Origin of the sequence: Micromonospora sp. NPDC005707 (assembly GCF_040631005.1) — a bacterium.
Lineage (GTDB): Bacteria > Actinomycetota > Actinomycetes > Mycobacteriales > Micromonosporaceae > Micromonospora.
The window spans coordinates 1-22,876 of record NZ_JBEXYR010000014.1; the positions used below are offsets into that span (position 1 = coordinate 1).

The 22,876-nt window shown below is 73.7% G+C and carries 22 protein-coding genes and 1 tRNA gene; 9 read left to right on the forward strand and 14 right to left on the reverse strand.

The window, feature by feature from the left end; genetic code table 11:
- The 8 genes from ABZ452_RS24825 to ABZ452_RS24860 form a co-directional block, all read right to left on the reverse strand.
- Positions 1-470 (reverse strand): hypothetical protein (locus tag ABZ452_RS24825; RefSeq protein WP_357947324.1); only part of this gene is annotated, 470 nt, incomplete at its 3' end.
- Positions 471-1,124: 654 nt separating this feature from the next.
- Positions 1,125-3,077 (reverse strand): VWA domain-containing protein, encoded by a 1,953-nt coding sequence (locus ABZ452_RS24830; protein WP_357947328.1) that lies wholly within the window; start codon positions 3,075-3,077, stop codon positions 1,125-1,127.
- 2 nt (positions 3,078-3,079) lie between these two features.
- Positions 3,080-4,516, reverse strand: a complete 1,437-nt coding sequence (locus ABZ452_RS24835) for a magnesium chelatase (protein WP_357947331.1) — start codon at positions 4,514-4,516, stop codon at positions 3,080-3,082.
- Between the two features lie 88 nt (positions 4,517-4,604).
- Positions 4,605-5,639, reverse strand: a complete 1,035-nt coding sequence (locus ABZ452_RS24840; protein WP_357947334.1) for a hypothetical protein — start codon at positions 5,637-5,639, stop codon at positions 4,605-4,607.
- A gap of 76 nt (positions 5,640-5,715) precedes the next feature.
- The gene (locus tag ABZ452_RS24845) at positions 5,716-6,366 is read right to left on the reverse strand and encodes a response regulator transcription factor (protein WP_357947337.1); all 651 of its coding nucleotides are present in this window, start codon (positions 6,364-6,366) and stop codon (positions 5,716-5,718) included.
- Complete coding sequence (locus ABZ452_RS24850) at positions 6,363-7,613, reverse strand: histidine kinase (protein ID WP_357947340.1); 1,251 nt, start codon at positions 7,611-7,613, stop codon at positions 6,363-6,365. The genes ABZ452_RS24845 and ABZ452_RS24850 overlap by 4 nt, the downstream gene beginning before the upstream one ends.
- Positions 7,614-7,671: 58 nt before the next feature.
- Positions 7,672-8,169, reverse strand: coding sequence for a hemerythrin domain-containing protein (locus ABZ452_RS24855; RefSeq protein ID WP_357947343.1), 498 nt, complete (start codon positions 8,167-8,169; stop codon positions 7,672-7,674).
- Between the two features lie 5 nt (positions 8,170-8,174).
- Complete coding sequence (locus ABZ452_RS24860; protein WP_357947346.1) at positions 8,175-9,143, reverse strand: aldo/keto reductase; 969 nt, start codon at positions 9,141-9,143, stop codon at positions 8,175-8,177.
- Between the two features lie 97 nt (positions 9,144-9,240).
- Between ABZ452_RS24860 and mgrA the strand changes: the two genes are divergently transcribed.
- Positions 9,241-10,230, forward strand: coding sequence for an L-glyceraldehyde 3-phosphate reductase (gene mgrA, locus ABZ452_RS24865; RefSeq protein WP_357947349.1), 990 nt, complete (start codon positions 9,241-9,243; stop codon positions 10,228-10,230).
- A 3-nt stretch (positions 10,231-10,233) separates the two neighbouring features.
- Here mgrA and ABZ452_RS24870 read toward each other — a convergent pair whose 3' ends face one another.
- Complete coding sequence (locus ABZ452_RS24870) at positions 10,234-11,151, reverse strand: lytic polysaccharide monooxygenase (RefSeq protein WP_357947352.1); 918 nt, start codon at positions 11,149-11,151, stop codon at positions 10,234-10,236.
- Positions 11,152-11,324: 173 nt separating this feature from the next.
- On the opposite strand from ABZ452_RS24870, the gene ABZ452_RS24875 reads away from it, so the two are divergent.
- Both ABZ452_RS24875 and ABZ452_RS24880 read left to right on the forward strand, forming a co-directional pair.
- Positions 11,325-13,565, forward strand: coding sequence for a DUF4153 domain-containing protein (locus ABZ452_RS24875; RefSeq protein ID WP_357947355.1), 2,241 nt, complete (start codon positions 11,325-11,327; stop codon positions 13,563-13,565).
- Positions 13,566-13,722: 157 nt separating this feature from the next.
- On the forward strand, positions 13,723-14,790 hold the full coding sequence (locus tag ABZ452_RS24880) for a glycerophosphodiester phosphodiesterase family protein (protein WP_357947358.1): 1,068 nt from the start codon (positions 13,723-13,725) through the stop codon (positions 14,788-14,790).
- A 59-nt stretch (positions 14,791-14,849) separates the two neighbouring features.
- On the opposite strand, the gene ABZ452_RS24885 is transcribed toward ABZ452_RS24880, so the two are convergent.
- Both ABZ452_RS24885 and ABZ452_RS24890 read right to left on the reverse strand, forming a co-directional pair.
- The gene (locus tag ABZ452_RS24885) at positions 14,850-15,191 is read right to left on the reverse strand and encodes a VOC family protein (protein ID WP_357947361.1); all 342 of its coding nucleotides are present in this window, start codon (positions 15,189-15,191) and stop codon (positions 14,850-14,852) included.
- A 79-nt stretch (positions 15,192-15,270) separates the two neighbouring features.
- Positions 15,271-15,915 (reverse strand): dihydrofolate reductase family protein, encoded by a 645-nt coding sequence (locus ABZ452_RS24890; RefSeq protein ID WP_357947364.1) that lies wholly within the window; start codon positions 15,913-15,915, stop codon positions 15,271-15,273.
- Positions 15,916-15,984: 69 nt separating this feature from the next.
- On the opposite strand from ABZ452_RS24890, the gene ABZ452_RS24895 reads away from it, so the two are divergent.
- The 4 genes from ABZ452_RS24895 (at position 15,985) to ABZ452_RS24910 (ending at position 18,338) form a co-directional block, all read left to right on the forward strand.
- Positions 15,985-16,293 (forward strand): hypothetical protein, encoded by a 309-nt coding sequence (locus ABZ452_RS24895; RefSeq protein ID WP_357947367.1) that lies wholly within the window; start codon positions 15,985-15,987, stop codon positions 16,291-16,293.
- Positions 16,294-16,356: 63 nt separating this feature from the next.
- Positions 16,357-16,983: a superoxide dismutase gene (locus ABZ452_RS24900; protein ID WP_357947370.1), complete on the forward strand. Its 627-nt coding sequence runs from the start codon at positions 16,357-16,359 to the stop codon at positions 16,981-16,983.
- A complete protein-coding gene (locus tag ABZ452_RS24905) occupies positions 16,980-17,246 on the forward strand; it encodes a superoxide dismutase (RefSeq protein WP_357947373.1) in 267 nt (88 codons plus the stop codon). Before ABZ452_RS24900 ends, ABZ452_RS24905 begins: the two co-directional genes overlap by 4 nt.
- A 414-nt stretch (positions 17,247-17,660) precedes the next feature.
- A complete protein-coding gene (locus ABZ452_RS24910; RefSeq protein WP_357947376.1) occupies positions 17,661-18,338 on the forward strand; it encodes an HAD family phosphatase in 678 nt (225 codons plus the stop codon).
- A gap of 125 nt (positions 18,339-18,463) precedes the next feature.
- Here the strand turns inward: ABZ452_RS24910 and ABZ452_RS24915 are convergent.
- Both ABZ452_RS24915 and ABZ452_RS24920 read right to left on the reverse strand, forming a co-directional pair.
- Positions 18,464-18,536 (reverse strand) — tRNA-Ala (locus tag ABZ452_RS24915).
- Positions 18,537-18,627: 91 nt separating this feature from the next.
- Positions 18,628-19,218, reverse strand: coding sequence for a YqgE/AlgH family protein (locus ABZ452_RS24920; protein WP_091259972.1), 591 nt, complete (start codon positions 19,216-19,218; stop codon positions 18,628-18,630).
- 132 nt (positions 19,219-19,350) lie between these two features.
- On the opposite strand from ABZ452_RS24920, the gene ABZ452_RS24925 reads away from it, so the two are divergent.
- Positions 19,351-20,154, forward strand: coding sequence for an S-methyl-5'-thioadenosine phosphorylase (locus ABZ452_RS24925; protein WP_357947379.1), 804 nt, complete (start codon positions 19,351-19,353; stop codon positions 20,152-20,154).
- A gap of 105 nt (positions 20,155-20,259) precedes the next feature.
- On the forward strand, positions 20,260-21,855 hold the full coding sequence (gene mdlC, locus ABZ452_RS24930; RefSeq protein ID WP_357947382.1) for a benzoylformate decarboxylase: 1,596 nt from the start codon (positions 20,260-20,262) through the stop codon (positions 21,853-21,855).
- Between the two features lie 3 nt (positions 21,856-21,858).
- Here mdlC and ABZ452_RS24935 read toward each other — a convergent pair whose 3' ends face one another.
- On the reverse strand, positions 21,859-22,842 hold the full coding sequence (locus ABZ452_RS24935) for a hypothetical protein (RefSeq protein WP_357947385.1): 984 nt from the start codon (positions 22,840-22,842) through the stop codon (positions 21,859-21,861).
- Positions 22,843-22,876: the final 34 nt, after the last annotated feature.

Below are 22,876 nucleotides of genomic sequence, written 5' to 3' on the forward strand. Positions count from 1 at the left end.
GGCATGTCCTGCCAGCCGTCGACCTGCTTCAGACCCTTCTCAAAGGCCAGGGTCGAGTACTCGGGGTCGGTGATCTGCTCCGGCGTACCCCAACCACTGGACGGGCGCTGCTGGAACAGACCCAGCGAGTCGTGATCATTCTTGTCGCCGAGGTGGCCCAGGTTCTCCAGCTTCGACTCCTGCAGCGACGTGGCGATCGAGATCACCGCGGCCCGCTCCGGCAGACCGGCCTTCTTCGTCGCCGCGATGATCGCCTTGGCGTTGGCCAACTGCTCATCGTTGAGGTCGATCTTCGACTGGGCGCCCTGCACACCGTGCGGGATCAGCTTGTCACCCTGCACCGCCACGGCAGCCGGCTTGCCCTCGACCGGACGGGCATCGGCGTGAGCGGCGACCGGACCGGCGAAGATCCCACCGGTGAAGGCCAGACCAGCAATACCCAGCACACTCTTACGCAGCATCGTGTTCATGGGAGTAGCTCCATTCGGGGGTTGGCGCACACCCGGGCCGACGGGGATCGGCTCTAACTGGCGTGCGCAAGCACCGTCAGGCGCTCAAGGAAAGTCTTGGGGGATCATCCAGCGCGCGGGGCGAAGCCACTTCGTCGCGCCGGGACCATGTACAACGACCACCGGGCCACCGTCATTCCCGGCCGGGGCAGTCCCGCCTCGGCGGGCTGTCACGCGGGGGCGGGCTGTCACGCGGGGGCGGGCTGTCACGCGGGCCGGTCACCCCGTCGGGCGGGCGCGGTCCTCGTGCGGGCCAGTCACCCCGTCGGGCGGGGGCGCGGTCCTCGTGCGGGCCGGTCACCCGTCGGGCGGGGCGTGCTCCTCGGTCGTTCACCCGGATACAACGACCCCGGCCCGCCGGCCATTCCGCCGCCGGGATGCCGCCAGTCACTTCACGAAACGGACATCCCGCCCACGTCGGGGCGGTCGGTGGAACGGTATGGAGGTATCCGGGCACCGGAGACCTACATGAGGTTCCACTCAGCGGCCGAGGCCGCCGCCGAACCGGACATCCACTCCCGGATGACGCTGCCTGTGTCGGCGGCTACGAACGTGATGACGTGAACGGATCGGCACGGGCGGCCGTCAAGGGCGGCTGGGGGCGGAACAGCGGGGTCAGTGGCGGCCGTGGCGGGCGCGGAGGTAGTCGGAGACGACGTACTCGCCGAGGTCGTCGAGGTCGGGGGTGAACATCCGGCCCTTGGAGCGCCGGGCCACCGCGTCCACGAACCGCCGCAGCCCCGGGTCGTCACCGAGCATGAACAGGTTCAGCGTGGCGCCGTACCGGGTCAGCTTGTCCACCTCGCGGATGGTCGCCTGGATGGTTTCCGGCAGCGGCGGCCAGTGGAAGTACGCCTCGCCGTCGGACGGGTCGAGGTGGGCGGTGGGCTCACCGTCGGTGACCACGAGCACGACCGGCTCGGCGCCCGGGTGCCGGCGCAGGTGCCGTCCGGCCAGCCGCAGCGCGTGCTGGAGGTTGGTGCCCTGCTCCATGTCCGGTTCCACCGCGGCCAACTCCTGCTGGGTCAGCGGCATGGCCTCCCGGCCGAACCCGATGATCTGCAGGGCGTCCTGCGGGAAGCGGGTCGCCATGAGGTGCGACAGGGCCAGGGCGGTCTGCTTCATCGGCCCCCAGCGCCCCTGGGAGATCATCGAGTACGACAGGTCGACGCAGAGCGCCACGGCCGCCGACGCCCGCCGTTCGGTCTCCATCACCTCGAAGTCCTCGACCGCGAGCTGCACGGGCACCCCGGGGCCGGCCCGGCGGACCGCGCGGGTGAGGGTGCGCACCACGTCGAGGGGCTGCTCGTCGCCGTACTCCCACTGCCGGGAGGCGCCGCTCACCTCGCCGGCCGCGCCCGCGGAGCGCAGGTCGTGCTGGCCGCGCGGGCCGGCGGTCAGGTCGGCGAAGACCCGCCGCAGGGCGGTGCCGGCGAGCCGGCGCAGCGCCTTCGGGCTGAGCGTCAGCCCCTCGGCGTCGCGCGTCACCCAGCCCTGCCGGCGCAGCTCACGCTCCAGCTCCCGCAGCCGGCGTACGTCGTCGGCGGCGTCCCGGCCCAGCGTCCGGGCGACCGCCTCGACGTCGACGTCGTCCAGGGTGGCGCCGGGGTGGTCCTGGTCGAGAGAGTCGAGCAGTTCGTCCAGCTCGGCGATCTCGCCGAGCGCGCCGGTGGCCTCGCCGTAGCCGAGCGGCTGGTCGCCCCGGACCCGCTCGGAGCGCCGCCAGTTGAGGTCGGGGCGCAGCGACCGCAGGTGGTCGTCGAGCTGGGACAGCTCCCCGGCCAGCTGCTCGCCGAGGGACTGGCGCATGAGCCCGGCCAGTTCCTCGCGCTGCCGGTCCGACAGCGACCGCATGAGCCGCTCCCCGGCCGCCGAGCGGCGGGCCAGCACGTCGATCAGCTCGTCGACGTCCTTCGGCTGTTCCGGGAAGAACTCGCCGTGCCGCCGCATGAACTCGGCGAACGCGTCGGTGGTGTCCTCCGACCGGGCGTGCCGGGCGAGCAGGTCGTTGAGGTCGCGCATCATCTCGGCGAGCTGCCGCTGGGTGGCCGGGTCGGCGGCGGCCCGCGCCGCGTCGCGCAGCCCGGCGAAGCGCTGCTCCAGCACCTCGCCGCGCAGCCCGTCGAGGATCCGCTGGTAGCTGGCGCGTGCCTCGTCGCTGGCCCAGTCGTACCCGGACAGCTCCTCGACGGCGCGGGCGGTCGAGCGGGGCAGGTTGTCCAGCACCGCCTCGGCGAAGCGGGCGTCGTCGCCGTCCCGCCCGCGCAGTTCCTCCCGCTCGGCGGCGAGGGCCTGGTCGAGCAGCGCCTGAGCGCGGGTCACCGCGCCGTCCAGGTCGCCCCGGCGCAGCGCCTCCCGGCGCAGCCGGCGGGCCCGGGCGGCCAGGTCGTCCAGGCCGCCGCGCCCCTGCGGGCCGCGCCGCAGCAGGTCGCGCAGCGCCTCCCGCAGGCTGCCGCCGGCGAGGACCTCCGAGCCGACCGCGTCCACGGCGGCGCGTACGTCGTAGGGCGGGGCGAGCGGGTCGGGCCCGCCGCGCCACTGCCCGTACCGGAACCGGTTGCCGGCCACCGTCAGCCCCGGCCGCCGTAGACGGTGCGCCCGGACTCGGTGACGTCCTTGCCCAGCCGGCGGGTGAGGTGCAGCCCTTCCAGGACGAACTCGATCCCGGCGGCGGCCTCCTCGGGGGTGGGCGCGTCGCCGAGGCCGAGCCGGTCGAGGACCTTGGCCAGCCCGGGCACGGTGCCGACCTGGCGGAGCAGCTCGGCCGAGGAGACCAGTTCGCCGGTCTCGATCTCGGTGCCCTCGGCGACCAGCGCGGTGAACCCGGAGAGGTCCAGCCCGGCGAGCCGGGCCCGGAACGTCTCGGCGGTGGCGGTGCGCAGCAGGTGGCCGAGGACCTCGATCTCCCGGCCCTCCTCACCGCTCTCGAACTCGACCTTGCCGCGCAGCGTGGAGGTCACCGATACGGCGTCGCCGACCCGGGCGACCGGGGCCTCGTGGACGGAGGCGCCGAGCAGGCCGGCGCGGCGCAGCGCGGCGGCGGCGACGGTTTCGGCGGCGGCGATGGCGAACCGGGCGGAGACGCCGGAGCGCGGGTCGACCGACGGCGACTCCCGCACGGCGCGGGCGAACCGGGCGAGCACCTCCAGCACGTGCTCGGGGACGGTGGCGACCAGGTCGGCCTCCTGCTGGATCAGGGCCAGCTCCAGCTCCAGGTCGAGCGGGTAGTGGGTGCGGATCTCCGCGCCGAAGCGGTCCTTGAGCGGGGTGATGATCCGGCCCCGGTTGGTGTAGTCCTCCGGGTTGGCGCTGGCGACCAGGAGCAGGTCCAGCGGGAGCCGGAGCTGGTAGCCGCGGACCTGGATGTCCCGCTCCTCCAGCACGTTGAGCAGCGCCACCTGGATGCGTTCGGCCAGGTCGGGCAGCTCGTTGACGGCGAAGACGCCGCGGTTGGTGCGCGGCACCAGTCCGAAGTGGATGGTCTCCGGGTCGCCGAGGGTACGCCCCTGTGCGAGCCGGATCGGGTCGACGTCGCCGATCAGGTCGCCGACGCTGGTGTCCGGGGTGGCGAGCTTCTCGCCGTAGCGCATCGAGCGGTGCAGCCAGCCGATCGGCAGGTCGTCGCCGCGCTCGGCGACGAGGGCGCGGGACGCCGGGGTGAGCGGGTGCATCGGGTGTTCGTTGAGCACCGAGCCGGGGATCACCGGGGTCCACTCGTCGAGCAGCGCGCCGAGCGAGCGGATGAGCCGGGTCTTGCCCTGGCCGCGCTCGCCGAGCAGCACCATGTCGTGGCCGGCGAGCAGGGCCCGCTCGACCTCGGGCAGCACCGTGTCCTCGTAGCCGACGATGCCGGGGAAGCGCTCCTCGCCGGCGCGCATCCGGGCGAGGAGGTTGTCGCGGAGTTCCTGCTTGACCGTGCGGTGGTGGTGGCCGGAGGCCCGCAGCTCGCCGAGCGTGCCGGGCAGGTCGGCGGGCGGGGCCGGGGGAACCTGGTTGGGCGCAGTCACCCGACCAACGCTAGCTCAGAAATCGGGCGCCGCCCGGAGAGCGCCGGAGGCCGGCCCCGCCCCGTGCCGGGACCGGCCTCCGGGCCGCTCAGCCCCGGCGGCGGAGCTGGTAGGCGTACGTCGCCGCGGCCAGCGTGACCGACCAGACGGGCCAGAGGGCCATGGGCAGGGCGGCGGAGTTGCCCTCGCGGATCAGGTCGGCGAACTCCGGGGCGGCGAGCAGGTCGAGGCTGGCCGCCAGCACGGCGAGAGAGACCAGGCCGGCCGGGATCACGGCGAGGAGCACCGGCACCCGGCGCCCGGCCAGTCCGGGCAGCCAGCGCGGGAACCGCTCGCCCCAGCGGGCCACCAGCCCGAGCGTGAGCACCGCGCCGACCACGGCGAACGCGCCCAGCCCGGCGCCGGCCCAGATCGCACCGTCGGCCCGCATCTCGGCGAGCGTCTCCCGGGACATGCCCAGCGGGATGCCGGCCAGCCAGGCGAACCGGGTGAGCGCGTAGAGCACCGGGATGACCGCCGCCGTCCAGGCCGCCCACCGGCCCCAGCGGGCGGCCGAGGCGGGCGCGGTCCAGCCGGGGCGCGCCCCCTCGGCGGTCCGGCGCCGCCAGCTGAGCAGCGCGCCGGCCAGCAGCATCCCACCGGCGAGGGCGGCCAGGCGGGCGAACAGCGGCCAGTCGAAGACCTCGGCGTAGTCCACGGGAGGCCAGCCGAACGGGGCCCCGATGATCAGCATCGGGGCGTAGCCGAGCAGGGCCAGCACCCGCATCCCGGGAATCACCACCGCCAGCGCTAGGGCGACGGCTGCGGCGTATCCGGTGAGCAGGACGCGCAGCGGCCGGGACGGCCGGCCGGCGGCACCGGTCATGGCGAGGGCGGCGACAGCCGCGGTCAGCAGCACCGCCGCGAACAGGGGCGGGCCGACGGAGACCGGCACGTGCCGGAGCAGACCGGCGGCGTCGCCGCCGTGGGGATCGTTGGCGCCGAACGGGTAGCCCGCGCCGGTCAGCGTCGAGAGCAGGGCGAGCACGCCCCAGCCGCCGAGCCAGGCGGCGGCGAGCGGGGCGGCCAGGTCGAGCCGCGTCCGGGCGGCCCGACGGGGTGGGGAATCGGTCGTTGTCGTCATGCCCTCAGCCTCGGCCGGACGGGCCCCGGATCCCTCCCGCGCCGGGGTGGACCGCCTCCCCCACGGGAGGGACCGGTCAGCCGGTCGGCACCACGAATCCCGACTCGTAGGCGGCGATCACCGCCTGGGTCCGGTCGCGCACCCCGAGCTTGGCCAGCACGTTGCCGACGTGCGTCTTGACCGTCTCCACGCCGACCACGAGCCGGTCGGCGATCTCCGGGTTGGACAGGCCCGCGGCCATCAGCCGCAGCACCTCGCCCTCCCGCTCGGTGAGCCGGGCCGCGCGCAGCCCGTCGCCGCCCCGGCCGCCATACGCGCCGACGAGCCGGCGGATCGCCGCCGGGAAGAGCAGCGACTCGCCGGCCGCCACCACCCGGATCGCCTCCACCACCTCGGCCGGGCGGGCCCGTTTGAGCAGGAAACCGCTGGCCCCGGCGCGCAGCGCCTCGTAGACGTACTCGTCGTTGGCGAACGTGGTGACGACCAGGACCCGGGGCGGGTCGGCGGAGGCGGCCAGCAGCCGCCGGGTGGCCTGGATGCCGTCGATGGCCGGCATCCGGACGTCCATGAGCACCACCCGGGGGCGCAGCCGGGCCACCAGCGACGGCACCTCGGCGCCGTCCGCGGCCTCGCCGACCACCCGCAGGTCCGGCTGGGCGTCCACGATCGCCCGCAGGCCGACCCGGATCAGCTCGTCGTCGTCGACGATCAGCACGTCGATGGTCACCCGGTCTCCCCCCTCGGCGCCGGCAGGGTGACCCGGACCCGCCAGCGGTCGCCCTCCGGGCCGGCGGTGAGCTGCCCGCCCAGCAGCAGCACCCGCTCCCGCATGCCGTCCAGCCCGCGCCCGCCGCCACCCGGCCCGGTGGTGCCGCGCAGCCCGTTGACCAGCTCGATCTCCAGGCGACCATCGGGTACGGCCACACGCAGGCGCACCGGCCCCCGGCCGTGCCGGGCCGCGTTGGTCAGTCCCTCCTGCACGATCCGGTATCCCTCCCGGGACACCACGGCGGGCAGCTCACCGAGCGCCCCGCTGACCCGGGACTCCACGGCCAGGCCGGCGGCGCGGGTGTCGGCGACCAGCCGGTCCAGCGCGACCAGCGTGGCCTGCGGCGCGGTGGGCGCGGGCACCCGCCCGTCGTCGTTCTCCCGGAGCAGACCGAGCACGTGGTCCAGGTCGTCCATGGCGCGGCGGCTGGTCTCCTCGATGGCGCGCAGCGCCCGCCGGGTGAATTCCGGGTCGGTGTCGAGCAGCTCGCGGGCGGCCCCCGCCTGGAGGGTCGCCACGGTCAGCGCGTGCCCCACGGAGTCATGCAGCTCCCGGGCCAGCCGGTTGCGCTCGGCCAGCCGGGCGGACCGGGCCTCCAGGGCGGCGATCCGCTCGGCCTGCGCCGGGCCGAGCAGCACCGGCGCCATCGAGGCGGCGACCGCGCCCAGCCCGGCGACCGCGTACGCGAGCGCGACCAGCAGGGCCAGCCCGGCCAGTCCCGCCACGACCGGGCGGCCCGGGTCGAACGGGCCGAAGCCGTCGCCGGGCTGGGCGCCGGTGTCGACGCCGACCAGCCCGGCGAGGAAGATCAGCGCCACGGGGAACGCGCTGATCGCCGCGAACAGCACCAGCGCGCCGGTGAGCAGGTGCAGGGCGATCCAGAGCGCGGCGCGCAGCCGGGTCTCCCGGTCGATCCGGTGGCCCGGGGCGGGCTCGGGCAGGTCGACCGCGAGCAGCGCCCGGGCGGCGGCGATCTCCAGCGCCCGGCTGCCGGCGAGGAACACCGGCACGGCGGCGAGCACCGCGCCGACGAGCAGCAGCCCGGCGCCGATCGGGCGGGGCACGTCGGCGCTGCCGAGCAGCTGCGCGAACGCCGCCGCGAGCAGCGCGTACGGCAGGGCGAGCACGCCGCCGAGGAGCAGGAACACGGCGCGCCGCCAGGTGCTCCCGCGCACCAGCGGCGCCAGCACGACCGGGACCGTCACCCGGTCATTCTGCCGCCTGACAGCGGCCCGCCGACTCCCCCGCGACGGGGAGATCGGGTCAGCGGTGGTCCTGGACGTACTTCTCCGGGTCCTTGTCGCGGAAGGGCAGGTTGCGGCCGTTCTTGTGCTCGCCGTAGAAGGTGAGCCAGCGCTGTCCCAGCTCGGCCCGCAGCTCGACGCTGGCGTGCCGGCGGAAGTCCGGCAGCGCCTCGTCCTCCTCCTCGGCCAGGTGCTCGCTGTTCTCCCGGCGGGCCCGCCACACGGCCGCCCACCAGGCGTCCGAACCCACCTCGTGCAGCCTGGACTCGGCGACGGCGTCACGGATCTTGTTGTGGTCGCCGATGGCGTCCTCGGTCTCCTCCGCGCCGTCGTCGCCGTGCTTGACGAGGTGCGGGTAGAGGATGGCCTCCTCGGCCTCGGCGTGGATGTCCAGGTGCAGGGCGAGCGCCTCCCAGACGGCCAGCAGCTCGGCCGGGTCCCGGGCGTCGTCGAGCCGGGCGAAGCCGCGACGGAAGGCGGCGTGGTCGTCGAGGATCAGTGCGGTGATGTCGTCCATGGTGGTCACTTCCGGGTGCGGGCGCGGATCAGCTTGGGTACGGCGGCCAGCCCGGTGACCGGGCGGAACGCGTGGGCGGCGGTGGCCAGTGCGGCGTGCTCGTCGTCGGCCAGGTCGATCTCGGCGGCGGCCGCGTTGCGCTCGACCTGTTCCACGCTCGACGCGCCGGGGATGGCCACCACGCTGGGGTGGCGGAGCACGTAGGCCAGGGCGATCTGGCTGGGCGTGGCGTCGTGCGCGTCGGCCACCTCCCGCAGGGTGGCGATCAGTTCGGTGCCCCGGTCCAGGTTCTCCGGCAGGAAGTACGGGTTGGCTCGCCGGACCGCCCCGGCGGGCGGGTTCCGCGCGTCGTACCGGCCGGAGAGGAAGCCCTGCCCCAGCGGGCTGTACGCGATGACGATCCGGCCGGCCTGCTCGGCGTACGGGATCAGGTCCTCCTCGGGGCCGCGGTCGATCATGCTGTAGCGGACCTGGTTGCTCAGCACCCGGCGGCCCAGCGCGGCCTCGGCGAACCGCCAGCGGCGCAGGCCGTAGTTGCTGACCCCGACCTCGCCGACCAGCCCGACGTCCTGGAGCGCGCGCATGCCCCGCATGGTGGTGGTGTCGGCGACCACCGGGTTGGGCTGGTGCACCTGGTAGAGGTCGATGCCGGTGACGCCGAGCCGGGCGGCGGAGGCGACCGCCCGCTGCTGCACGACCGGGGCGAGCGGCAGCACCGGGAAGATCTTGCTGGCCACCACGACCTTGGCCCGGTCGTCGGCAAGCGCCGCGCCGAGGATGCGCTCGCTGCGGCCGAAGCCGTAGATCTCGGCGGTGTCGAAGAGGGTGACGCCCAGGTCGAGCGCCCGCCGGACGATCTGCGCCGCCCGGCGTTCGTAGTCTGGGCCGTAGCCCCACTCGCGGGAGCCGAACTGCCACGTGCCGAGGCCGATCTTCGAGATGGGCTTGGGGGTGTCGAGCGGGACGTAGCGCATGGACTCGAAGCTACCCAAGCGGGCGGGGCCGCACGCCGGTTCCGCCGGCCCACCTCCGCCCCGACCTGGGCGTCGGGCCCGGACTAGGGTCGGAGGGGTGACCTACCTCGCCAGCGAAGACCGTTACGACTCGATGATCTACCGGCGCAGTGGCCGGAGCGGCCTGCGCCTGCCCGCCATCTCGCTCGGGCTGTGGCACAACTTCGGGCCGGACCGCCCGTACGAGCGGCAGCGGGACATCGTCCGGCGCGCCTTCGACCTCGGGATCACCCACTTCGACCTGGCCAACAACTACGGCCCGCCGCCCGGCGCCGCCGAGGAGAACTTCGGCCGGCTGCTCGCCACCGACCTGAAGCCGTACCGCGACGAGCTGGTCATCTCCAGCAAGGCCGGCTATCTGATGTGGCCCGGCCCGTACGGCGAGTGGGGCTCGCGCAAGTACCTGATCTCCTCGCTGGACCAGTCGCTGCGCCGGATGGGCCTCGACTACGTCGACATCTTCTACTCCCACCGGTTCGACCCGGACACCCCGCTGGAGGAGACGATGGGCGCGCTGGACGCGATCGTCCGCTCCGGCAAGGCGCTCTACGTCGGCATCTCCAACTACAACTCCGACCAGACCGCCCGGGCCGCCGAGATCCTCCGCGAGCTGGGCACGCCGCTGCTGATCAACCAGCCCTCGTACTCGATGCTCAACCGCTGGTCGGAGGCCGACGGGCTGCTGGACACCCTGGAGCAGGTCGGCGCTGGCTGCATCGCCTACAGCCCGCTGGCGCAGGGCCTGCTCACCGACCGCTACCTGGGCGGCATCCCCGCCGACTCCCGGGTGCGCACCAGCGTCTTCCTCAACGAGAGCGACCTCAGCGAGGAGAAGATGGCCACCATCCGCGGGCTCGCCGCGGTGGCCGAGAAGCGCGGCCAGAGCCTGGCCCAGCTCGCGCTGGCCTGGGCGCTGCGCGATCCCCGCATGACCAGCCTGATCATCGGGGCGAGCAGCGTCGCCCAGCTGGAGGGCAACGTGGCCGCCCTGGACAACCTCGACCTCGGCGTCGAGGAGCTCGCCGAGATCGACCGGCACCTGGGCTGAGGACTACCAGATCCGGCGGCGGCCGGCGCGGTGGCTGCGGACCCCACACGGCCGGCCGGCGGGCACGGTGCCGGCCCGCCGCAACCGCAGCGCCACCAGGGCCGCGAGCAGCACGGTGACCCCGGCCGCCGCGCCGACCACGAGCGGCCGGGGAAACGTGCCGGTGTCGGTCACCGCCGCCACCGGCACGCCCGCCGCCGGTTCGCCGGCCCCGTCGCCGGTCGCGGCCCTCGGCACGGCACGCGGGGTCGCCGCGCTCGCCGAGGGCTTGGTACGCGGCGTGGACGCCGCCCCGCCGGACGGTGACCGGAACACCACGTCGGAGCACGAGTAGTAGGTGTCCTGGGTGTTGGAGTTCTGCCAGATCGTGTAGATGATGTGCCGGCCGGTGCGCCCCGCCGGCAGCCGCCCCGGCATCTGGTAGGCGCCGTCCCGGATCGGCGGGTCGGTGACCGTGAGGAACGGCTTCTCCTCCAGGTCCGCCCAGGTCAGCCGCCGGCTCGGCGCGTACGAGGCGGTGGTGGCGTAGAACCGGAACGTCCCCTTGTGCGGGATCGTGGTGCGGTAGCGGAAGGTGTGCCGGGCCCCGGCCGTGAGCGTGGTGGCCGGCCAGTCGGTCCGGGGCAGGTCCAGCCCCCGGTACGCCGACAGCCCGCCGCTGCACAGCTCCCCGTCGGGGATGCGCTCCCGGTCCCGCCCGTCGATCCGGGCCACCCGGATGTTGTCCCACTCCCGCACGGCGGCGCCCTCGGCGATCGCGGCCCGGCAGGCCGGCGTGTCCGCCCGGCCACCCTCCGGACCGCAGGCCGCAGCCCGGCTCAACGGGCTGGTGGGGGCGCCGTGCGCGCTCGCCGGCACGCCGGTGAGCAGCACGGCCGCGGCGACGGCGGCGAGCGCGGCGAGCGTGCGGCGTACGGCCATGTCATCGACCTCCCGCGCACTGGTACGGGCCCGGGGCGGCAAAGGTTCGATCGGCGCGCGGGTGTGCGGGAAGCACGGCCGGCTCGGGTGTGCTGACCGAACGGCCGGACGGGGCGGCGGCGGAACGGGGTGGGGCCCTACAGTGACGGCACCCCGCGATCAAGGAGCGAGCCGTGTCCGAGCCGCCACAGACGCCAGATGCGCCCCGACCCGCTCCGGCGGCCGGGTCCGACATCACGCCGCACCTGCTCGTCGTGCCCGACGTGGCGGGTGCGCCGCCCGCGATGCCGTGGCCCGGCCCGGAGGGGCAGCCGGCCTGGGCGATCCCCGTGCTCGTGCCGCCCGGCACCCGCGGCTACGCGCTGTTCGTGCCGCTGGTGCCCACGGCCGAGGGGCAGCCGGCCACCGTTCCCGGGCCCGCCGCCCCGCAACTGCTGGTCCCCGCGCCGAACGTGCCCACCCAGGCCGCCGCGCCGGCCGTCGAGACCCCGGCCGGCCCTGCGGCGATTTCGTCGGAGGACGACACCACGGGTGCCGCACCGCCCACCGGCGGGGCCGAGCCGGCACCGGCCACGAAGGCCGAACCCGCACCCGCGGGCACCGCCGAGCCGGCACCGGCGGCGAAGCCCGAGCCCGCGCGGACCGCCGGGGCCGAACCGGCACCGGCGGCGCAGGCCGAACCCGCGCCCACCGCCGGGGCCGAGCCGGCGCCGGTCACGAAGGCCGGACCGGAGCCGGTCGCCGACGCGCCGGCTGCCCCGGCCCCGGCCGCCCCAGCGGGCACGACGGCACCGCCGGCGACCGCCGCGCCGGTCCAGCCGGCCGTCGCCCCGCCGTATGCCGGGTACGGGGCCCAGCCCTGGGGCGGCTACCCGCCCCAGCCCGGCTGGACGCCCCGGCCGCGCACCCCCCGCACCTCGTTCCTCGGCGCACGCTGGCCGGGCCCCAAGCAGGCCACCGGCCGGGCGGTCCCCCTCGCCGTGCTGGCCGGGGCGCTCGGTGCCGCGTTCTTCGTGCCGCTGAGCCGGGTCGGCATCGGCTGGTTCCTGGGCTGGCTCACGCTGACCCTCGGCGTGCTGGTTGCGGTGCGCCGGCGTACCGCCGAACTGCCCCGCGCGGAGCGGCTGATCCGCGGCGGGTGGGCGGCGGCGGCGCTGGTCCTGCTCGCCGTGCTGGCGTTCCGCAACGCCTGGTGGCTGGTGACGTTCTGTGTGCTCGGCGCGCTGGGGTGCGCCACCCTGGCGATCGTCGGCGGCCGGCTGGTCCGCTCGATCCTGTTCGGCCTGGCCGCCGCGCCGTTCGCGGCGTTCCGCGGCCTGCCCTGGGTACGGCGGCACGTCACCGCCTCGGCGGAGGCCGGGACGGTCCGCAAGGTCACCGGCTCGGTGGTCGCCACCGTGCTGGTGCTGCTGGTCTTCGGCAGCCTGCTCGCCTCGGCCGACGCCGCCTTCTCCGAGGTGCTCAACGCGATCGTCCCCGAGATCAACATCAGTACGGTGTTCCGCTGGATCTTCCTGGCCGCGCTCGGCGGCCTGATCGCGGTCGCGGCGGTCTACACCCTGGCCGCCCCGCCCGACCTGTCCACCGTGGACCGGCCGGGCACCCGCCGGCTCGGCGTGCTGGAGTGGGCGCCGGCCATCGGCGCGCTGACGCTGCTCTTCGCGGGCTTCGTGATCGTGCAGTTCACGGTGCTCTTCGGCGGCCAGCGGCACGTGCAGAAGGTCGCCGGGCTGAGCTACTCCGAATACGCCCGCAGCGGCTTCTGGCAGCTCCTCTTCGTCACCCTGCTGACCCTGGCCGTGCTGGGCGGGGTGAGCCGCTGGGCCAGCCGCGAGCGGCCGCTCGAACGCATGCTGCTGCGCGTCCTGCTGGGCCTGCTCAGCGCGCTCAGCGTGGTGATCGTGGTGTCGGCGCTGTCCCGGATGTGGACGTACCAGAAGGTCTACAGCTTCACCGGCGAGCGGATCTTCGTGATGGCGTTCGAGCTGCTGCTCGGCGCGGTCTTCCTCATGATCCTGGCGGCCGGTGTGCGGTGGCAGGGCCGATGGATCCCGGGCACCACGGTCGCGCTGGCCGTGGCGATGCTGCTCGGCCTGGCCGTGCTCAACCCCGAGGACTACGCGGCGAAGCGCAACATCCTCCGCTACGAGCAGACCGGCAAGATCGACGCGTGGTACCTGCGGGCGCTCTCCGCCGACGCGACGCCCGCGCTGACCCGGCTCCCCGACCCGGTGCGCCGCTGCACGCTGAGCTGGATCGCCGACGACCTGGAGGAGTCCGACCCCTGGTACGCCTGGAACCTGGGCCGGCACCGGGCCCGCCAGGCCCTCGACCGGGTCGGGCCGGGCGCGATCGGCGGCCCGAAGGACTGCCGCCGGGCCGACCAGTTCGACCTGCCCAAGTCCCGCCGGTGACGCCGCCGGCCGGGCCGCGGCGTGCCGCGGCCCGGCCGGCGCACCCCGCGCGTCCGCGAACGTTCACCGCCCCCTCACGTCAGGGCCACGGCGGGCACCGACCCCGCACCTAGCTTCGGCTGCGCGAACGTCAACCGAAGGTAGCGGAGGTTTTTCCATGTCCGTCCGTCAGCTCATGACGGTGCTGGCCGCCGGGGCGGTGCTGGCCGTGCCGACGGCCGCCCACGCGGCCCCCGTCGCGGGTCCCGGCGTACTGCCGCAGAAGACCCACTTCGACCTGCAGGCACACCGGGGCGGGATCGGGCTGACCACCGAGGAGACCCTGGCCGGCTTCGCCAAGGCCATGCGCCTCGGCGTCACCACGCTGGAGCTGGACACCCAGGTCACCCGGGACGAGAAGGTGGTCGTCACACACGACCGGCAGGTCAGCGCGCAGAAGTGCCGCGACACCGGCCCGGCGACCCCGGGCGACCCGATGTACCCGTACGTCGGGAAGTACATCAAGGACCTGACCCTGGCCCAGATCAAGACCATGGACTGCGGCTACCAGCAGCTGCCCGGCTTCCCGGAGCAGGAGCAGATCGCCGGGGTCCGGATGGCCGAGCTGCGGGACGTGCTGGGCCTCGTGAAGAGCTGGCGCGCCCACCAGCTCACGCTGAACATCGAGACGAAGGTGGAGGCCGGCGCGCCCGACCAGACGGCACCCCGCGAGCTGTTCGTCCGCCGGGTCTTCGAGGAGATCCGCGCCTCGGGCATCGAGGACCAGGTCACCATCCAGTCCTTCGACTGGGGGGCGCTGCGGGTGATGCACCGGCTCGCGCCGCGGTGGCCGCTGGTGGCGCTGACCAACTACGACTTCCTCCAGGTCGGCAAGCCCGGCGCCTCACCCTGGCTGGGCGGCCTGGACGCGGACGACTTCGGCGGCGACTTCGTCCGCGCGGCGGCCGCGATCCCCGGCGTGACCGCCCTCTCCCCCAACTACGGCTTCCCGCAGAACGGCACGGTGGCCGACCCGGCCTTCCGCATGTACCCGGACGCGAAGATGATCGCCGACGCGCACGCCCGCGGCCTGAAGGTCGTGCCGTGGACCTGCGACGACCCGGCCACCGTGGCGGCGCTGATGGACCTGGGCGTCGACGGGATCATCACCAACTACCCGAACCGGGTCCGGCAGCTCATGGCCGAGCGGGGCATGCGCCTGCCGAAGGCGTACCAGCCGCGCTGAGTCCACCGGCGGCGTCCGTCCCCGCCGGCGGGGCGGGCGCCGCCACCGCGCGGCCCCGGTCAGGCCGGGCCGCCGCCGAAGCCGATCTCGTTGCCGTCCGGGTCGCGGAAGATGGCCTTGCGGACCCCGTTGTCGTAGGTCTCGCTCTCGGCCGGCGTCAGGCCGCGCTCGGCGATCCGCGCGAGCCGGGCGTCGAGGTCGTCGACGAAGACGGTGTGCATGCCGTGGCCGGCGTGCTCGGGCCGCACCTCGATGTACAGGTACCGGTGCTCGGCGAGTTCCCACACCGCCTCGGTGTCGTTCGGCAGGAACGAGGGCGGGCCGCCGAGGAGCCGCTCGTACCAGTCCGCCGCCGCCCGGTAGTCGCGGACGGGAAGGCCCGCGAACAGATCTACGGTCATGTGGCCATGCTAGGGATCAGCGGGCTTCTCCCGCGGGACGCGGGCTTCCCAGCGTGCGCGCAGCCGGCACGGGCGGTGGTCATCGTCGCCAGAACAGCAGGTGGGTGACCCCGCTCGGGCTCGGCACCGACTCCAGGTGGAAGCGGTCGAGAAGCTCGGTGCGGCTCTCCCACAGCCGCTCGCCCCGACCGAGGTCGACGGGCGCGACGGCGACGTGCATCTCGTCGACCAGGTCGGCCTCGAGGAATTCGCGGATCGTGGCGACTCCACCACCCAGGCGCACGTCCCGACCATCGGCGGCCTGCCTGGCGCGTGCCAGCGCCTCGGCCGGGCTCGCGTCGAGGAAGTGGAATGTGGTGTCGGCCAGGGTGAACGACGGGCGCTCGTGGTGGGTGAGCACGAAGACCGGCACGTGGAACGGCGGGTTGTCCCCCCACCACCCCTGCCACTCGTGGTTCTCCCAGGGGCCGCGCTGCGGGCCGAACTTGTTACGACCCATGATCTCCGCGCCGATGTTGCGGTCGTAGTCGCGAACGATGTAGTCGTCCAGGCCGCGGGTGCCCCCAGGCTCGGTGCGGTACACAAAGCTGGCGGTGGCGGCACGCCAGGAGAACAGGGCGGTGGGATCGGCGTGGCCGAAGGGGCGCTCCAGGCTCTGCCCCTCGCCCGTGCCGAACCCGTCGCGCGACACGTTGAAGCTCTGCACCCTCAACAGCTGTGGCACGAATCCTCCTCGATGCGATGGGCACCATCTGCCTGCAACTTACAACCGGTAGATCGGTGGAGCCTGGTCGTGTTGCGGGACGTGATGTTCGGCGTCACCGGCACTTCCGCGAACTGCCGCCAGAAGATCGACTACTGCCTCACCGAGGCGGCGATCGAACTCGTCCCGCTCATGGCGCACCTCGGCGCCTGGGGCTCCCGATGGCTCCCCACCTCGCCCGCGCTGTCGATCCGCGCCCACCTCCTCGCCGAGGGAGGCCCCGAGATGTGGGTTGAGCGCGCCTCCGCAGGGATCATCGCGGCGCGGAGGCGCGCCCAGGGACGGGCCGGCTGGCAGAGGAGCCCTCACGAACGCCGTCTAGTTGCCATGTTTCCGTAGTTGCCATGACTTTGCAATAAGGCATACTGGCCGGGACGATCTCGATCACGCGGGAGGGTTCCGTTGGCCGTCTACACGCTTCCTGACATGCCCTACGACTACGGGGCACTCGAACCCGCCATGAGCGGGCAGATCCTGGAGCTGCACCACAGCAAGCACCACGCCGCGTACGTCAAGGGCAGCAACGACGCCATCGACCAGCTCGCCGAGGCCCGAGACAAGGGCGACTACACGGCGCTCGTCGGCCTGGAGAAGACCCTCGCCTTCAACCTCTCCGGACACGTCCTGCACTCGATCTTCTGGAACAACCTCTCCCCCGACGGCGGGGACCGCCCCGACGGCGAACTGGCGGCCGCCATCGAGGAGCACTTTGGCTCCTTCGACAGCTTCGCCGCCCAGCTCTCCACCGCCACCAAGAGCGTGCAGGGCTCGGGCTGGGGCGTCCTGGCCTGGGAGCCGCTGTCCCAGCGCCTCATCGTCGAACAGGTCTACGACCACCAGGGCAACGTGGGCCAGGGCAGCATGCCGATCCTGGTCTTCGACGCCTGGGAACACGCCTACTACCTGCAGTACAAGAACGTCCGCCCCGACTACGTCGACCGCCTCTGGAACCTCGTCAACTGGTCCGACGTCATGCGGCGGTTCGAAGTCGCACGCGCGACTGGCAACCCCATCCTCGTCACGCCATGACGAGCGCCGACCCGACGTCGGCCTTCACCGCTGCGCAACGCGCCGCCGGGGTCATCGCCGCCAAGCACCGCGGTGACCTCGGCGGCGCCGAACAACTGCTCGCAGCCTTCCCCGACGAAGCCGCCCGCACGCGCGGCTTCATGCTCCTGGCCGAACTCGCCCTCACCCTCATCCGCACCCAGACCGGCCAGACCATGGACGACCTCGTCCAGGAGCTGGCGCTGCACATCGCAGCCGCCAACGCGGCGCCGCCCACCGGGTAGACGCCGACGGCCGGCCAAGCGTCCGACGTCCGGGAGCTTCCCGTTCGGCCCCTTGAAATCAGCGAGGCCAGTGCGGGTCGCGTTGCCCGCCCCCCCTCCAGCCCCTGCCGGATCAAGGGTGCCGGCCAGGACAAGGCAGAGGAACGGCCCACCGCCACACTGCAACAGGTCTTCGCCATCGCCGAGGCAATTCAACCCCGCTACCGGCTACTTGTGCTCCTGGCCGCGTTTGCGCAATTGAGGTTCGGCGAGTTGGTGCGCTGCACCGACGTGACATCGATCTACGGACGATGGAACTGCGAGTACGCAGGGCAACGGCGGAAATGGAAGACGGCACCCGCCCCAATGTCTGTTACCATGCATCAGCTTGCTCGACAAGATAGTGCGAACTGCGAAAAGTGGGAAGGGGCTATCGTGAGTGAGATCGGCAGTCCGAGGTTTGACGCAATATTGTTCGACCTCGGCGGCGTGCTGATGAACAACCGCGGCCTACAACGGCTAGCCGAACTGACCGGCGAGGAAAACGGCCCGGCACTAGACTCGAAATGGGTTACATCGAAGTGGGTACAGGCCTTCGAGCGTGGCAAGTGTGATGCCGACACCTTCCGTGAAGGTGTTGTGACGGACTGGGGACTGGATCTCACGCCTGCCGAGTTCGTGGATGACTTTGCTCGATGGCCGGCCGGGCCGTTTGCGGGAACGATCGAATTGGTTCGAAGCCTTCACGGGACTATCCAGATGGCATGCCTCAGCAACACAAACCCGGTTCACTGGCAACAGCATCTCGACCGTTGGGGTGTGGTCGACTACTTTGACTGGACCTTTGTTTCGCACGAGTTAGGTTTGATGAAACCTGATCTGGCGATGTTCCGCCACGCGATCCGCACGATTGGTACGACTGCCGACCGGCTTCTGTTTCTTGATGACCACAACGAGCATGTCATGGCCGCCAGAGAGTTGGGCATACATGCAGTACAAACTCGAGGCGTGGGCGAGGTGTACGAGGCGCTGGTCTCCCTTCTTCCTGCGGACTCGAGTGCGGGCCGCGCCCTCCGGTCCATACCGTCTGCCGTGCTGGCGTCCGCCTTTTAGCCACTATTGGGCGAACATTCGCAATGATGACCGGCCGGGATCTGGCACGCAGCGACCCGAAAAGGTCAGAAACGACAAGCGCCCTGGCGGGGGAAATGATCCCTCACCAGGGCGCTTCGCTTGGGTGGAGCCGAGGGGACTCGAACCCCTGACCCCCACACTGCCAGTGTGGTGCGCTACCAGCTGCGCCACGGCCCCTTGCGGTTGTCCCCGGTCGCCCGGGCACGCAGAGAACTATACACACGCCGGTCGGCATGGTCATCTCGCGGGGGTCCCCCGGCCAGGCCACTCAGTTCAGGGCCACATCCGGGGGGAAGTGGGCGACCGCCGCCATCATGCCGCCCTGCCGGCGCAGCACCATCGGCCAGAGATCGTCCGGGCGGTCGACGAAGGCGTCACCGGGGAGGGCGTCGAGCACGAACCAGGACCCGTCCTCGATCTCCCTCTCCAGCTGGCCGGCGCCCCAGCCCGAGTAACCCGCGAAGACCCGGATCCCGCCGACGGCGTCGCGCAGCTTCTCCGGGTCGACCGAGAGGTCGATGGTGCCCACCGCGCCGGACACCCGGTGGAAGCCCTTCACCGGCTTGATCGGGTGGCGCATCCGGGCCAGGCAGATGGCCGAGTCGGGCTGGACCGGGCCGCCCTCGAAGAGCACCGCGGGGTGCCGGGCCAGGTCGCTCCAGTCGCCCAGGACGTCGGCCACCGGCACCTCGGTGGCCCGGTTCAGCACCACGCCGAGGGCGCCGCCGGGCTCGTGGGCGACCAGCAGCACGACGGTACGGTCGAAGTTCGGGTCCTTCAGCGCAGGCGTCGCGACCAGCAGCCGCCCGGTCATGGAATCCATGGCTCGGCCACCGATCGCCTGTCCCTCACCCTGCATGTCCGACACCCGTCAGCCGTACGCCGCGACCAGCCGCGCTGTCAACGCCATGCAAGGCACCATAGCTTGCGGTCCGCCCCCTGGCTAAGGTCTGACCGGCGGGTGATCGTGGCGGGATCGAGGGAGGGTCGGATGGCGGCTACGGCCGAACTGGCGGTGATCGGCGGGTCGGGCCTCTACGCCCTGCTCGACGGCGCCACCGAGCACGTGGTGGAGACCCCGTACGGCGCGCCGTCGGATCCGGTCACGATCGCCGAGGTGGCCGGCCGGCGGGTGGCGTTCCTGCCCCGGCACGGGCGCGACCACCGCTACCCGCCGCACCTGATCCCCTACCGGGCCAACCTCTGGGCGCTGCGGTCCCTGGGCGTACGCCAGGTGCTGGCGCCCTGCGCCGTCGGCGGGCTCCGGCCGGAGCTGGGCCCGGGCACGTTCGTGGTGCCGGACCAACTCGTCGACCGCACCAGCGGGCGCGTCCAGACCTACTACGACCGGGGCGCCGTGCACGTGTCGTTCGCCGACCCGTACTGCCCGGCCGGGCGGCGGACGCTGCTCGACGCGGCGGCCGGGCGCGGCGTGCCCACCGTGGACGGCGGGACGGTGGTGGTGGTCGAGGGGCCCCGCTTCTCGACCCGGGCGGAGTCGCGCTGGTACGCATCGATCGGCGGCACGGTGGTCAACATGACCGGCCACCCGGAGGCGGTGCTCGCCCGCGAGCTGGCCCTCTGCTACACCTCGATCGCCCTGGTCACCGACCTGGACGCGGGCGTCGAGGCGGGCGAGTCGGTCACCCAGGAGGAGGTCTTCCGGGTCTTCGCGGAGAACACCGACCGGCTGCGCGGGGTGCTGCTGGACGCGGTCGCCGCCCTGCCCGCCGAGCGGAACTGCCCCTGCGGGCGGGCACTGGACGGAATCAAGCTCCCGTTCCCGCTACCCTGAGCCGGGAAGCGCCCGAAAAGTCCCCCTCGGCCCGATAGATTCGGCTGGTCGGGGAGCTGATCACCGGGCCGTCCCCGGCACGCGGGGGACGGGAGGCAGCCGGCGATGGCAACGGTCCGCGACACGACCTACGACCTGCTCCGCGCGCTGGGCCTGACCACCGTCTTCGGCAATCCCGGCTCCACCGAGGAACCGTTCCTGAAGGACTTCCCGGCCGACTTCCGCTACGTGCACGCGCTGCAGGAGGCGTCGGCCATGGCCATGGCCGACGGCTACGCGCAGGCCACCGGCCGCCCGGCGCACGTCAACCTGCACACCGCCCCGGGCACCGGCAACGCCATGGGCAACCTGGTCACCGCCTGGCACAACCGGACGCCGCTGATCGTCACCGCCGGCCAGCAGACCCGGGAGATGCTGCTGATCGAGCCCCGCCTGGCCAGCCCCCGGGCGGTCGAGCTGGTCCACCCGTACGTCAAGTGGGCCCACGAGCCGGCGCGCGCGCAGGACATCCCGGCGGCCTTCATGCGGGCGTACGCCTCGGCGGTGCAGCCACCGACCGGGCCGGTCTTCCTCTCCCTGCCGATGGACGACTGGGACCGGCCCGCCGACCCGCCGCCGCAGGTGCGGACGGTGGCCACCCGGATCGCCCCGGACCCGGACCGGCTGCGCGGTTTCGCGGCCACGCTGGCCGCCTCCCGCGCTCCGGTGCTGGTGCTCGGCGCGGCGGTGGACCGGACCGACGCCTGGCCGGCCGCGGTGGCGCTGGCCGAGCGGCTGGCCGCGCCGGTGTGGGCGGCGCCGGCGCCGGAGCGGGCCGTCTTCCCGGAGGACCACCCGCAGTTCCGGGGCGTCCTGCCGTACGCGATCAGCCCGCTGGCCGAGGCGCTGCGCGGCCACGACACGGTGCTGGTGGTCGGCGCCCCGGTGTTCCGCTACTACCCGCACGTGCCGGGCGACTACCTGCCCGGCGACGCCCGGCTGCTGCACGTCACCGACGACCCGGACGAGGCGGCCCGCGCCCCGGTCGGGGAGAGCCTGCTCGGCGACGCCGGGCTGGCCATGGCCGGGCTGGTGGAGCTGCTGCCCCCGACGGACCGGCCCCCGCCACCGGCCCGGGACGCCCCGGCGCCTCCCGACGCGGCCGACCCGCCGAGCGCCGACGTCCTCTTCGAGGCGCTGGCCGGGCAGTGGCCGGCCGACGGGGTGCTCGTGCAGGAGTCACCGTCCAACCTGGCCGCGCTGCGCCGGCGGCTGCGCACCGCCCGGCCCCGGTCGTACTTCACCATGGCCAGCGGCGGCCTCGGGTTCGGCCTGCCGGCCGCGGTGGGCATCGCGCTGGCCGAGCGGGACACCGGGCGCGGCCGGCCGGTGGTCGCGGTGATCGGCGACGGCTCGTTCCACTACTCGGTGCAGGCGTTGTGGACCGCCGCGCGGCTCGGCCTGCCGCTCGCCGTCGTGGTCCCGGTCAACCGGCAGTACGCGATCCTCAAGGCGTTCGCCGAGCTGAAGCACACACCCGGCGTGCCGGGGCTGGACCTGCCGGGGCTGGACGTCGCCGCGGTGGCGCGCGGCTACGGGTGCGCCGCGGAGGTGGTGGAGTCGCCGGACGGGCTCGGCCCGGCCCTGGCCGCCGCGCTCGCGGCCGACCGGCCGACCGTGCTGCCGGTGCCGATCAGCACCGACGTGCCCCGGATCCTGTAGCGGTCAGCGGCGCACGACGAGCGGGGTGCCACTGGCCACGTCGAGCACCGCCCGATCGCCGAGGGGCGCCTTCAGCGTGACGGTCACCGGCTTCAGCACCAGCTGCATGGTGCACATCCCGGTCGAGCGGACCACCCCGGCCCCGAGCACCACGACGTCGTCCCGCTCCAGCACCAGCGGGGTCGGTTGCCCGTCGCAGGCGCCCGTGCCGACCCGGTAGTCGATCCGGTTCCCGTCCACCACCCGCAGGTCCGCCGCCCCCACGACACCGTCGTCCGCCGGGCGGCTCGGCGCGATCCCCTCGGGCGCGGTCCCGATCGCGCTCGGCGCCACGGCGAGCCGGGCCACCGGCACCCGGAGGCCCTCCACGGTGAACAGCCAGGCCGGCACGGTGGCCTCGCCCCGGCTGGTGCGCACCGACGCGCTGCCCAGCGTCACGCCGGTGACCGTCAGCGGCACGCACGGGCTGGGCGCCTGGGTGGCGACCATGCCGTCCGGGCCGGGCTCGATGGTCGGGCCGCCCTTGGGCCGTCCCGGCCCCGGCGTGCTCGGCCGGCCCTCGCAGGGGGGCGGGTCGCCCTGGTCCAGCTGGGCGTACGCCTCGGCGGCGCTGACCAGCGGGACGCGCAGGGTGCCGTCCGGGAAGCGGATCGTCCCCTCGGCGGGCCGGGCGGTCGGGAGGGCGATCTGCTCCCGGTACCAGCCGTTGAGGAAGGCCTGCTTCGTCTCGCCGTCGAAGCCCGGGTCGCCGGCCAGCACGGTGGCCTCGTCGAGCGGGACGTACCCGCTGCGCCACGCGGGCCCGGGGCGCCACGCGTCGGCCACCTCGGTGGCCCGCTGGTCGAACGCCTCCCAGCGGTGGTCGGGGCCGGAGACCGGGGAACCGCTCGGGCCGGCGGCCGGCGGGCCGGCCGGGTCGGCGCCGGGTGCGGCGCAGCCGGCCAGGACCAGGAGCGGTAGCCCGAGCAGGGCGAGAGAGCGACGCATGCCGGTTGGACGCGGCACTCCCCCGGCCGGTTCC